The sequence below is a fragment of the Ectopseudomonas khazarica genome (assembly GCF_017915135.1).
Lineage (GTDB): Bacteria > Pseudomonadota > Gammaproteobacteria > Pseudomonadales > Pseudomonadaceae > Aquipseudomonas > Aquipseudomonas khazarica.
The window spans coordinates 4,226,899-4,238,825 of record NZ_CP068551.1 but is presented as its reverse complement, the minus strand read 5'-3'; the positions used below and the strand labels follow the sequence as shown (position 1 = coordinate 4,238,825).

At 65.6% G+C, this 11,927-nt stretch carries 9 protein-coding genes; all 9 read right to left on the bottom strand.

Features of this window, described 5'->3' with window-relative positions:
- Positions 1-22: 22 nt before the first annotated feature.
- Positions 23-1,039 carry a class I SAM-dependent rRNA methyltransferase gene (locus JLK41_RS19950; RefSeq protein ID WP_210389666.1) on the bottom strand — a complete coding sequence of 339 codons (1,017 nt, stop codon included), beginning with the start codon at positions 1,037-1,039 and terminating at the stop codon, positions 23-25.
- A gap of 91 nt (positions 1,040-1,130) precedes the next feature.
- Positions 1,131-1,994: an oxygenase MpaB family protein gene (locus tag JLK41_RS19945; protein WP_037050786.1), complete on the bottom strand. Its 864-nt coding sequence runs from the start codon at positions 1,992-1,994 to the stop codon at positions 1,131-1,133.
- 69 nt (positions 1,995-2,063) lie between these two features.
- Positions 2,064-4,001 carry an acetate--CoA ligase gene (gene acs / locus JLK41_RS19940; protein WP_210389665.1) on the bottom strand — a complete coding sequence of 646 codons (1,938 nt, stop codon included), beginning with the start codon at positions 3,999-4,001 and terminating at the stop codon, positions 2,064-2,066.
- A 144-nt stretch (positions 4,002-4,145) separates the two neighbouring features.
- Positions 4,146-5,810, bottom strand: coding sequence for a glucose-6-phosphate isomerase (gene pgi, locus JLK41_RS19935; RefSeq protein WP_037050784.1), 1,665 nt, complete (start codon positions 5,808-5,810; stop codon positions 4,146-4,148).
- 81 nt (positions 5,811-5,891) lie between these two features.
- On the bottom strand, positions 5,892-6,749 hold the full coding sequence (gene panC / locus JLK41_RS19930) for a pantoate--beta-alanine ligase (RefSeq protein WP_210389664.1): 858 nt from the start codon (positions 6,747-6,749) through the stop codon (positions 5,892-5,894).
- Positions 6,746-7,546: a 3-methyl-2-oxobutanoate hydroxymethyltransferase gene (gene panB / locus JLK41_RS19925; protein WP_134675640.1), complete on the bottom strand. Its 801-nt coding sequence runs from the start codon at positions 7,544-7,546 to the stop codon at positions 6,746-6,748. Before panB ends, panC begins: the two co-directional genes overlap by 4 nt.
- Before the next feature lie 262 nt (positions 7,547-7,808).
- Positions 7,809-8,294 (bottom strand): 2-amino-4-hydroxy-6-hydroxymethyldihydropteridine diphosphokinase, encoded by a 486-nt coding sequence (folK, locus tag JLK41_RS19920; RefSeq protein ID WP_197035097.1) that lies wholly within the window; start codon positions 8,292-8,294, stop codon positions 7,809-7,811.
- Positions 8,294-9,688, bottom strand: coding sequence for a polynucleotide adenylyltransferase PcnB (locus JLK41_RS19915; RefSeq protein WP_175252678.1), 1,395 nt, complete (start codon positions 9,686-9,688; stop codon positions 8,294-8,296). Before JLK41_RS19915 ends, folK begins: the two co-directional genes overlap by 1 nt.
- 767 nt (positions 9,689-10,455) lie before the next feature.
- Positions 10,456-11,886 (bottom strand): sigma-54-dependent transcriptional regulator, encoded by a 1,431-nt coding sequence (locus JLK41_RS19910; protein WP_037050773.1) that lies wholly within the window; start codon positions 11,884-11,886, stop codon positions 10,456-10,458.
- Positions 11,887-11,927: the final 41 nt, after the last annotated feature.

Sequence of the window (11,927 nt, the reverse complement as noted above, 5' to 3'; positions counted from 1 at the left end):
GTTGGTCGAGCGTGGCAGATGGTCAGAGATGCAGGATCAGCGTTTTCAGCGGTGGCTTGCCGTCATGCGAGGGGAAGTCGCCCGCCGGTGCGATCACCTGGCACTCGCGCACCGGGCGGCCGAGTTTCTCGGCGCAGCGCAGCACCTGCTGGCGCCAATCGTCCATTTCCACCTTCGCCAGGTTGTTGCAGCACACCAGGGTGCCGCCGTCTGCGGTGGCCAGCAGCGCCGGCTTGAGCAGGCTCTGGTAGTCGCGCAGCAGGTCGACGGTGCCGAAGGCGCTCTTGGCCCAGGCTGGTGGGTCGAGAAACACCAGGTCGAACTGGCGCGGTTGCAGGCGCGGATAGCTCGGCAGTTTCTGTCCGCGACGACTGCTGATCGGCAGGCCGGCGAACTGGCGAATCGCCGGGAAGTAGTCGGACTGGATGAAGTGCATGCCTGGCAGCTCTGGGTTGAGGGCACCGTTCTCGCGGCCCACGGCGAGGTTGCCCTGGGCGAAGTCGAGGTTGGTCACGTCCCGGGCGCCGCCGGCCGCCGCGCTCAGGCCGACCCCGCAGGTGTAGGCGAAAAGGTTGAGCACGGACTTGCCGGCGCTGTTGGCCTTGATCCAGCCACGTGCGTTGCGCAGGTCGAGGAACAGCAGTGGGTCCTGCCCCGCGTGACGGCCGCGGACCCGGTAGTTGAGCCCCCATTCCTGGCCGAGCAGATCTTCCAGCGCCGCCTCCGTGGGCTGGAACAGCGTGGGGTCGCGGTCGATGCGCGAGTTGCCTCTGCTGCGGTCGTTGTAGACCAGCAGCAGGGGCTGGCCCAGGTGACGCTCGACGATGTCGGCGAGGCGCTGCAGGTCATCTGCCGGCAACGGCTGGTGGAAGCTCTGTACCAGCAGCTGTGGGCCGTAGCGGTCGACGGTCAGCCCCGGAGCCCCTTCCTGGCTGCCATGGAACAGGCGGTAACAGTTGGTGCCCTGGGCGTGCAGTTCGGGCAGAAGGTGTTCGCGGGCGGCGAGGGCGGCGCGCAGCGCCTGGTCAAGAGCGGACATGCGCGGCATCTCGGGACGGTGAAAGGGCGGCAGTCTAGCAAGAAATCCGCCTGGCTTCCGCGCAGGGTCGTGCCGCTGCGGCTCAGGGGCGTTACGTCAGGCGCCGTCGGGCACGTTGCGCCGCGCTGTTGCTCACCGCCCAGCGCAGTAGCGTGGCGGTACGCCTCACGCTGGCGCGAATCAGCGGGCGGCGCCAGTCGGGCTGCCGCTCGCCAAGCAGGTCGCTGGCCCAGTCCGGCAACAGGTCGACGCCGGCCTGCATCATCAGCTTGCCGAAGGGCTTGGCGAGCATGCTGGGTACCGGGGCGGCGTACAGCAGCCGCACCACTTCCCGGGTGCGTTCATCGCAGAGCAGTTGCGGGCGCATGCGTTCGAGGTAGTCGGCGATCGCCTGGCGGGACGTGGGAACGTCCTGCGCCCCCAGGCGTTCGGCGGTCAATGCCACTTCGCGGTAGTAACGGTCCTGCTCGGCCAGCGGCAGCTGCGGGTCGACGTAGCGCAGATAGCCCTCGAGAAACTGACTGACCTCGGACACATGCACCCAGGTCAGCAACTGCGGGTCGCTGGCGGCATAGGGGCGGCCATCCGGCGCGTTGCCGACCACTTGCAGATGAATGGTGCGGACCTTTTCGATCAGCTGCTCGGCATCCTGGCGGCCGCCGTAGGTGGTGCCGGCGATGAACAGGCTGGTGCGGCGCAGGCGCCCGATCATGTCCTGGCGGAAGGTGGAGTGGTCCCAGACGCCAGCCAGGGCCAGCGGGTGCAGCATCTGCAGGAGCAGGGCGGAGACGCCGCCGACCATCATCGAAGTGAAGTCGGCGTGCACCTCCCAGACCATCGACTGCGGGCCGAACAGGCCGACGTCGCCGCGTGGCTGGTCGAGGTCGAGCACCCCCAGGGCGGCGCCGGTGAGGCTGTGTACCTGTTTTTCGATCTGACGACGTAGGCTATCCATGGCGCGCATTCTCGGCGCTTGGCCGGCCCACGGCAAGATCAGCCCGGCCCTTTCGGGCCGGGCTCGGGGTCAACGGTTCAGCCGTTGCTCGGTGAGGCTGTCGACGACGCTGGGGTCGGCCAGGGTGGAGGTGTCACCCATGTTCTCCAGCTCGTTGCAGGCGATCTTGCGCAGGATGCGGCGCATGATCTTGCCCGAGCGGGTCTTGGGCAGGCCTGGCGCCCACTGGATCAGCTCCGGCTTGGCGAAGCTGCCGATCTCCTTGCCGACCAGGGTCAGCAGGTCCTTCTTCAAGTCCTCGGACGGCTCCTGGCCACTCATCAGGGTGACGTAGGCATAGATGCCCTGACCCTTCACGTCGTGCGGGTAACCGACCACGGCGGCCTCGGCGACGGCGTCGTGCAGCACCAGGGCGCTTTCCACCTCGGCGGTACCGATGCGATGGCCGGAGACGTTGATCACGTCATCGACACGACCGGTGATCCAGTAGTAGCCATCCTCGTCACGGCGCGCACCGTCGCCGGTGAAGTAGTAGCCGGGGTAGGGTTTGAAATACGTGTCGATCATGCGCTGGTGGTCGCCGTAGACACTGCGGATCTGGCTCGGCCAACTGGCCCTGATGGCCAGCACGCCCGCGCCGGGGCCGTCGATTTCCTTGCCTTGCTCGTCGAGCAGCACCGGCTGCACGCCGAAGAACGGACGGGTCGCCGATCCCGGCTTGAGGTCGGTGGCGCCCGGCAGCGGCGTGATCAGGATCGAGCCGGTCTCGGTCTGCCACCAGGTGTCGACGATGGGGCAGCGGGTGTCGCCGACCACGTGGAAGTACCATTCCCAGGCTTCCGGGTTGATCGGTTCGCCGACGCTGCCAAGCAGGCGCAGGCTTTCCCGTGAGGTCGCCTTCACCGGGGCTTCGCCTTCGCGCATCAGCGCGCGCAGGGCGGTGGGCGCGGTGTAGAAGGTGTTGACCCGGTGCTTGTCGATCACCTGCCAGAAACGCGAGGCGTCCGGGTAGTTGGGCACGCCTTCGAATATCAGCGTGGTGGCGGCGTTGGCCAGCGGGCCGTAGACGATATAGCTGTGCCCGGTCACCCAGCCGACATCGGCGGTGCACCAGTAGATGTCGCCTTCGTGGTAGTCGAACACGTACTTGTGGGTCATCGCCGCGCCGAGCAGATAGCCGCCGGTGGTGTGCAGCACACCCTTGGGTTTGCCGGTGGAGCCCGAGGTGTAGAGGATGAACAGCGGGTCTTCGGCATCCATCGGCTCGGCCGGGCAGTCCGCACTGACGTCCTTGAGTGCCTGGTGATACCAGATGTCGCGGCCTTCCACCCAGGCCACGTCGCCCTGGGTACGCTCGACCACCACCACGCTGGAGACGTTCGGGCAACTCTGCAGGGCCTTGTCGACGTTGCTCTTCAGCGGCACGTACTTGCCGCCGCGCACGCCTTCGTCGGCGGTGATCACGGTACGGCAGTCGGCATCGAGGATACGGTCACGCAACGCGTCGGGGGAGAAGCCGCCGAACACCACCGAATGCACGGCGCCGATGCGCGTGCAGGCGAGCATGGCGTAGGCCGCCTCGGGAATCATCGGCATGTAGATGCACACCCGGTCGCCTTTCTTCACGCCACGGCTCTTCAGCACGTTGGCCAGGCGGCTGACCTGCTGGTGCAGCTTGTTGTAGGTAATGTGCGCGGATTCGCTGGGGTTGTCGCCTTCCCAGATGATGGCGACCTGTTCGCCACGTTGTTCCAGGTGGCGGTCGATGCAGTTGTAGGCGACGTTGAGCTGGCCACCCTTGAACCATTCGGCACGGCCCTGTTGCAGGTCGCTGTCGTGGACCTTGTCCCAGGGTTTGAACCAGGCCAGGAAGGCCTTGGCCTGCTCGGCCCAGAAGGTGTCGGGCTGCTCGACGGACTGCCGGTACAGGCGCAGGTAGGCGTCGTTGTCCAGGTGTGCACGCTGGCGCACCGCGTCGGCCACGGGGTGACGGGTGATTTCGAACATGGCGGGGTCCTTGTAATTGTTTGTCCGCAACAGGCACAAGGGTGCACCCAAGCGGGCGCCGGCTTCAAGGGGCGATGTTCATGGCGCAGCGCTTGCGCGGTGGAGCCCGGCCCGGCAGGCGTGCCGGACCGGGTTGGTGGAGGGTCAGCCGCGATGACGCTCGCGGAAGTGGGCGATCAGGCCCTGGGTCGAGGCGTCCGAGGCGTTGTTGTCGAGCTGGCCGGTCAGGCGCTGGTAGACGTCCTTGCCCATTTCCTTGCCCAGCTCCACGCCCCACTGGTCGAAGGCGTTGATGCCCCAGATCGCGCTCTGCACGAACACCTTGTGCTCGTACAGGGCGACCAGCGCGCCGAGCTCGAACGGCGCGATGCGGTTCATCACCAGAATGTTGCTCGGGCGGTTGCCGGGGATGACCTTGTGCGGCGCCAGGCGCTGAACCTCGTCTTCCGCCAGGCCCTTGCCGCGCAGTTCGGCCTCGGCCTCTTCGCGGGTCTTGCCCTGCATCAGCGCCTGGGCCTGCGACAGGCAGTTGGCGAACAGCCACTGATGGTGGTCGGACAGCGGGTTGTAGCTGTTGACCGGAACGATGAAGTCCGCCGGTACCAGCAGGCGGCCCTGGTGCAGCAACTGATGGTAGGCGTGCTGGCCGTTGCAGCCGACCCCGCCCCAGATGACGGGCCCGGTGCTGATGTCCAGGGCGCTGCCGTCCTGGCGCACGCTCTTGCCGTTGGACTCCATGTCGAGCTGCTGCAGGTGCTTGGTGAAGTTACGCAGGTAGTGGTCGTAGGGCAGGATCGCGTGGCTCTGTGCGCCCCAGAAGTTGCTGTACCAGATGCCCAGCAGGGCCATCAGCACCGGCATGTTCTCGGCCAGGGGCGCCTGGGTGAAGTGCTGATCCATGGCGTAGGCCCCGGCCAGCAGTTCCTTGAAGTTGGACACGCCGATGGCCAGGGCGATGGGCAGGCCGATGGCCGACCACAGCGAGTAGCGCCCGCCGACCCAGTCCCACATGGGGAAGATGTTCTCCTCGCCGATACCGAACTCGATGGCCGCCTCACGGTTGCTGGTCACGGCGATGAAGTGGCGGTGCAGCTCTTCTTCCGGGCCGCCCATGGCCAGGTACCAGTCACGGGCTGCCAGGGTGTTCTTCAGGGTCTCCAGGGTGCCGAAGGACTTGCTGGACACGATGAACAGGGTGGTTTCCGGGTCGAGGCGGGCGGTCAGCTCGCGGAACTCGCTGCCATCGATATTGGCCAGGTAGTGGCAGCGTACGCCGCGCTGGGTGAACGGGCGCAGCGCCTCGGAGACCAGTTGCGGACCGAGGAACGAGCCGCCGATGCCGATGTTGACCACTTCCTTGATCGGCTTCTCGCTGTAGCCGCGCCACAGGCCGCTGTGAATGCGGCTGACCAGTTCGGTGACCTGGTTCAGCACCCGATGCACCTCGGGGATGATGTCAGTGCCGTCCACCACCAGGCGGTGGCCGACCGGGCTGCGCAGCGCCGTATGCAGGGCGGCGCGTCCCTCGGAGGCGTTGACGTGCTCGCCACCGAACAGCGCCGTGATGGCTTCGTGCAGGCCGGCCTGCTCGGCCAGTTGCATCAGCAGCTCGAGGCTGTGTTCGTCGATCAGGTTCTTCGAGTAGTCCAGCAGCAGGCCACAGGCATCCAGCGAGAAGCGCTGGAAGCGCCTTGTATCGGCAGTGAAGGCCTCGCGCATGCTGAAACCGGCCATCTCGGCACGGTGCTGCTGCAGGGCCTGCCAGGCGGGCAGGGTTGTGACGTCGTGGGGCTGCTGGTAGTAGGCCATCGGGGCTCCTGATCCGCAAAAGCAAAAGGCCCGGACGTGATCCGGGCCTTTCAGAGTGTAACCGGCTGCCTTCGCAGGCAGCTACTGCGCAGGCAGTTCCACCAGCAGATTGTCGATCAGGCGGGTGCTGCCCAGGTGCGCGGCGGTGAGCACCACCAGGTGGCGGTCGTCGACCTGCGCAGGGCGCAGGGTCAGCGCGTTGCGGATCTCCAGGTAGTCGGGGGCGAAGCCCGCCTCGCGTTGCCGGGCCTGGGCCTCGTCGATCAGCCGCGCATAGTCGCGGGCGCCGCGTTGCAACTGCTCGGCGACCGCTTGCAGGCCGCGATACAGCGCGGGAGCGACATTGCGCTGCTCGGTACTGAGGTAACCGTTGCGCGAGGACAGGGCCAGGCCGTCGTCGGCACGGCGAGTCGGCGCGCCGATGATCTGGATCGGCATGTTCAGGTCCTGCACCAGCGCGCGGATCACCGCCAGCTGCTGGTAGTCCTTCTCGCCGAACACGGCCAGGTCCGGCTGGACCATGTTGAACAGCTTGGTCACCACGGTGGCGACCCCTTCGAAGTGGCCCGGACGGCTGGCGCCGCAGAGACCTTCGGAAACCCCGGGCACGCTGACCCGCGTCTGGTCGCCCATGCCGTGCGGATAGACCTCCGTCACGTCAGGGTGAAACAGCAGGTGACAGCCGGCGGCCAGCAGCTTCTCCTGATCGGCGAGCAGGGTACGCGGGTAGGTGTCCAGGTCTTCGCCCGCACCGAACTGCAGCGGGTTGACGAAGATGCTGGCCACCACGAAGTCGGCGCGCTGGGCAGCGGTTTCCACCAGCGAGACATGGCCGGCGTGCAGGTTTCCCATGGTCGGCACGAAACCGATCTGCTTGCCATCGGCCCGCGCCTGGGCGATGACCGCGCGCAGCTCGCGCAGCGTCTTGACCGTGTTCATGCGGAGAAACCATGCTCGGCAGCGGGGAAACTGCCGTCCTTGACCGCCTGCACGTAGGCGCCGAATGCGCCCTGAATGCTGCTCTGGCCCTCCATGAAGTTACGCACGAACTTGGGGGCGCGACCCGACAGCGACAGCCCGAGCATGTCGTGCAGGACCAGCACCTGGCCGTCGGTCGCCGCGCCGGCACCGATGCCGATCACCGGAATCTTCACGGCCTGGGCGATTTCCGCAGCCAGTTCGCTGGGCACGCATTCGAGCAGCAGCATGGCGGCACCCGCCTGCTCCAGCGCCATGGCGTCGGCGCGCATCTGCCGGGCCTGCGCTTCTTGGCGGCCCTGAACCTTGTAGCCGCCAAGGATGTTCACCGCCTGCGGGGTCAGGCCCAGGTGGGCACAGACCGGCACGCCACGCTCGGCCAGCAGGCGAATCGGCTCGGCCAGCCAGCCGGCGCCCTCCAGCTTGACCATATGCGCGCCGGCTTGCATCAGTTTGGCGCTGTTGAGCAGGGCCTGTTCGGTGGTGGCGTAGGCCATGAACGGCAGATCGGTGACGATCAGTGCGCCCTGGTTGCCGCGTTTGACGCAGGCGGTGTGATAGGCCATTTCCTCGACGCTGACCGGCAGGGTGCTGTCGTGGCCCTGCAGAACCATGCCCAGGGAGTCGCCGACCAGCAGCACGTCCACGCCAGCCTGGCAGGCCGCGTGGGCAAAGGTGGCGTCATAGCAGGTCAGCATGGCGATCTTCTCGCCGTTCTGCTTGCAGCTTTGCAGTGTGGTCAGGGTAACGTCAGGCATTTCAAAGGTCCTCGCTCAGGCTCGGTATACCGCTTCTATCTGGCTGCAATCCGGCCTGGATTGGCATCAAAGGTGCGCCCGGCGCGGGGCGACGGGACGCCTATAGTCCTGATGGGGGGGCATGAAGTCAATTGCAGGTGTTACCGCTCTGTTACTGGCGTTACTGCCAATCCGAGCGGCAGAGGGCTGGGCCAGAGGCGATGCGGGCTTGCGGCGGGTAACAGGGCGTGTGCCGGGAAGGGACGGCGCGCGCCATTGTGCGCTACTCCGGCAGGCGTTCCAGGCCGGCGAAGGGGCAGGCATCGAGCAGCGCGGCGAGGCTGCGTCCGTCCGGCAACTGCAACTCGGCGGCCAGCTCGGCCAGCGGGTAGAGCACGAACGGGCGGGCATGCATGTGGTAGTGCGGAACGGTGAGGCGCTCGTCATCGATCAGGCGGTCGCCGAACAGCAGCACATCCAGGTCCAGGGTGCGCGGCCCCCAGCGTTCTTCCTTGCGTACGCGGCCCTGCTCCTGCTCGATGCGCTGCAGGCCATCGAGCAGTGCCCAGGGCTGCAGCTCGGTATCCAGCGCCGCCACCGCGTTGACGTAGCGTGGCTGGTCGGCCGGGCCGAGCGGGTCGCTGACATAGAACGAAGAACGCGCCACCAGCGTGCTGTGCGGCAACTGGGCGATGGCGTTCAGCGCTGCGCGCAGTTGTTGCAGCGGTTCGGCCAGGTTGCTGCCCAGGCCGATATAGACCCGCTCCATCACTCGCCGCTGCCTTCGTTACCGCGCTTGCGCCGGTTGTTGTTGCGGCGGCGCTTGCGCGGCGCGGCGCTGGCGGTGCTTTCGCCCTTGCCTGCAAGGTCGCGGATCATCTGCCGGCGCTCGCTGTCGTTGGCGTCCTGGTAATCCGTCCACCACTCACCCAGGCCGCCGGTGTTTTCGCCGGCCAGTTCACGCAGCAGGAGGAAATCGTAACCGGCACGGAAGCGCGGGTTCTCCAGCAGCAGGTCGGCACGCTTGCCGCTGCGGCGCGGCAGGCGCTCCTGCATGTCCCAGATCTCGCGAATCGGGATGGTAAAGCGCTTGGGCACGGCGATGCGCTGGCACTGCTCGGCGATCAGCGTGTGAGCGGCTTCCTGCATCGCCGGAATCGGCGGCATGCCTTTGTCCTGCAGCTGCAGGACACGGGCTGGCAGCGCCGGCCAGAGCAGGGCGGCGAAGAGGAATGCCGGGGTGACCGACTTGCCGTCATGGATGCGCTCGTCGGTGTTGATCAGCGCCTGGCGGATCAGCTTCTCGGTGTATTCGGGGTTGCGCTTGAGCGCCTCGCCACTGGCCGGGAAGAGCTGGGCGAACAGGTCATGCTCCAGCAGCAGGTCGAAGGTGTATTCGGCGTAGCCGGCGAGGAACAGCTTGAGGACCTCGTCGAACAGGCGGGCGGCTGGAATGTCGCGCAGCATTGGCGCCAGCCGGCGGATCGGCGCGGCGCTGTGCTTCTCGATGTCGAAGTCGAGCTTGGCGGCGAAGCGCACCGCTCGCAGCATGCGCACCGGGTCCTCCAGGTAGCGTTGCTCGGGATCGCCGATCAGACGCACCAGGTGGTTGCGCACATCGTGCATGCCTCGGGCGTAGTCGAGGATGTGCTCCTGGGTCGGGTCGTAGTACAGCGCGTTGATGGTGAAGTCACGGCGCTGGGCGTCGTCTTCCAGGGTGCCGTAGACGTTGTCGCGCAGGATGCGACCGCTCTCGTGGCGCGCGGCGAGGTTGCTGTTTTCCTCTTCCTCGCCTTGCGGGTGATTGGCGCGGAAGGTCGCGACCTCGATGATCTCGCGACCGAAGTGCACGTGTACCAGCTTGAAGCGACGGCCGATCACCCGGGCGTTACGGAACTCCGCACGCACCTGTTCGGGGGTGGCGCTGGTCGCTACGTCGAAATCCTTGGGGTCGATATCCAGCAGCAGGTCGCGCACGCAACCACCGACCAGGTAGGCCTGGTAGCCGGCGCGCTGCAGGCGCTCGACCACGCTGATGGCGTGCCGACTGATCTCGTTGCGCTTGAGTGGATGTTGGCTACTGCTCAGCACTTCGGGCGTGCTGCGTGGGCGTGGCACACGGCGCAGAGGTGAGCGGAAAGACTTGAACAGCTTTTTCAGCATGGGAGGCACTGTTTGGATAAGTGACCGGCCAGCCCCGCATGCTGTTGAAGAACGACCTGCTCAGGCTTGGTGGCGTTAAAGGCAGCCTGCCTCGGCAAGGTTTTCAACGGTATGCGAAACGATGACCGCATGATTGCTGCGGATTCTAGCATCGTGTCGGAAGAAGGTGTGTAGAAGGGCGGCAGGCGGGGATCCGGGAACCGGAAGCTACTGGGGGAGCCGAAGCTCCCCCCCAAGTTGGTGCGTGCTCTGTTTTTATTGTTATTGAGGGCCTGTTGTTTTTGTTGTCGACCCTTCCCGGCTCGCCGTGGCTTACCGGGTGCTCCCTAGAATGGGGAGTCAATAGCAAACGGATTTCTTTGGACGCTGATGTTGCCTTGATCAACCAGTTCGGGCGCTGTCTCGAGACAGTTTTGTTGTTCTCGGTCTGGTCGCTGGGGCGAACCCCTTGCGGCAACTCCTCTCCAAAAGAATCAGTTAGCTGCGCCTCCGTACCTTATTGTTTTTGTTGTTCTGGAGTCGTTACGTCTTGTTCTTATTGTGTAGGGCATTGCTTGTTATTGTTGTTGTGCCAGAGATAAAGCAGATGCCGTGCCAGTTTTTGATAATCCTTTAAGATCAATGGCTTGAGGCAAATGAGGCGGTCCGGTGGGGGACAAAAAAGCCGGGTTTTCGTTACCGATAGACCCGGCCTTTGTTACGAGATATTGAAACGGTAACAACCTGTGGAACCTGTGTGCGGGGTGGTTGTCACCGTCGTCGCGCTGTCAAGGGCTGCTGGTCACGCCGGATTTGCGCCGTGGGATGCCCAGGCGCTGACGACGCTCCCACAGGCATTTGCGGCTGATACCCAGCTTGCGGGCCAGCTCGGTTTCGGTCATGTGGTCCTGGTGTTCGAGAACGAAGTGCTGGAAATAGTCTTCCAGCGACAGGTCCTCGGTCGGTTCATGGCTGCCGCTACTGCTCTGGCTGCTGCCAGGCAGGCCGAAGTCGTCGTCTTCCAGGTCGTCCAGCTCGATGTCGATGCCCAGCAGGTCGGCGGATATTTCCGCACCCTCGCAGAGGATCACCGCACGCTCGATGGCGTTCTCCAGTTCGCGCACGTTACCGGGCCAGGGGTAATGGCGAATCGCCTGCTCGGCGTCGTGGGCAAAGCGCAACGGCTCGCGCCCCATGCGGCTGTACTGACGAACCAGGAAGGCCTGGGCGATCTCGAGCACATCGTTGCCGCGTTCGCGCAGCGCCGGCAGTTTGAGGGCGATGACGTGCAGGCGGTAATAGAGGTCTTCGCGGAACTGGCCGGTCTTGGCCAGGGTCTTCAGGTCGCGGTGGGTCGCCGCGATCAGACGCACGTCGACCTTCTGCGATTGCACCGAGCCGACCCGGCGAATCTCGCCTTCCTGGAGGACGCGCAGCAGTCGTGCCTGGGCTTCCAGTGGCAGCTCGCCGATCTCGTCGAGGAACAGCGTGCCGCCGTCCGCCGCTTCGACCAGGCCGGCGCGCCCGGCGCTGGCGCCGGTGAAGGCGCCTTTCTCATGGCCGAACAGCTCGGACTCGATCAGGGTCTCCGGAATGGCCGCGCAGTTCACCGAGATCAGGGGCGCCTTGGCACGCCTGGACAGGTTGTGCAGGGCGCGTGCGACCAGTTCCTTGCCGGTGCCGGACTCGCCCTGGACCAGTACATTGGAATCGGTGGGCGCGACCTTGCGAATCTTGCTGTAGAGGTCCTGCATGGCGGCGCAGGAGCCGATGATGCCGATCTCGCCGTTGGCGCTTTCCGCGGTTTTCTCCGCGCCACCACCCCGCACGCTGCTTGCGGCAGCGGTTGCCGGGGCATTGCGGGCTTCCTGGCGGTCCCGCAGGATGCGGGCGACGGCCTGCAGCATCTCGTCGTGGTCGAAGGGCTTGGCGATGTAGTCGACCGCACCCATCTTCATCGAGTCCACCGCCGAGCGCAGGCTGGCGTAGCTGGTCATGATCAGCACCGGGGTGCCTTCGGCCAGTTTGATCAGTTCAGTACCCGGTGCTCCGGGCAGGCGCAGGTCGCTGACGATCAGGTCGAAGCCGGGAATGCTGTAGCGTTCCTGGGCTTCCTGTACCGAGCCCGCTTCGCTGACCTGGTACTGGTTACGTTCGAGCAGACGGCGCAAGGCAGAGCGGATAATGGTTTCGTCTTCGACGATAAGAATATGTGGCATCAATTCGTTCTCTCGGCGGTCACGGAGGTGCGGTTGGCACC

Coding starts and splice junctions, on each gene's coding strand:
- panC (WP_210389664.1), bottom strand. CDS start 6,749: ATGAACACGGTCAAGACGCTGCGCGAGCTGCGCGCGGTCATCGCCCAG.
- JLK41_RS19945 (WP_037050786.1), bottom strand. CDS start 1,994: ATGGATAGCCTACGTCGTCAGATCGAAAAACAGGTACACAGCCTCACC.
- JLK41_RS19910 (WP_037050773.1), bottom strand. CDS start 11,886: ATGCCACATATTCTTATCGTCGAAGACGAAACCATTATCCGCTCTGCC.
- panB (WP_134675640.1), bottom strand. CDS start 7,546: ATGCCTGACGTTACCCTGACCACACTGCAAAGCTGCAAGCAGAACGGC.
- folK (WP_197035097.1), bottom strand. CDS start 8,294: ATGGAGCGGGTCTATATCGGCCTGGGCAGCAACCTGGCCGAACCGCTG.
- pgi (WP_037050784.1), bottom strand. CDS start 5,810: ATGGCCTACTACCAGCAGCCCCACGACGTCACAACCCTGCCCGCCTGG.
- acs (WP_210389665.1), bottom strand. CDS start 4,001: ATGTTCGAAATCACCCGTCACCCCGTGGCCGACGCGGTGCGCCAGCGT.
- JLK41_RS19950 (WP_210389666.1), bottom strand. CDS start 1,039: ATGTCCGCTCTTGACCAGGCGCTGCGCGCCGCCCTCGCCGCCCGCGAA.
- JLK41_RS19915 (WP_175252678.1), bottom strand. CDS start 9,688: ATGCTGAAAAAGCTGTTCAAGTCTTTCCGCTCACCTCTGCGCCGTGTG.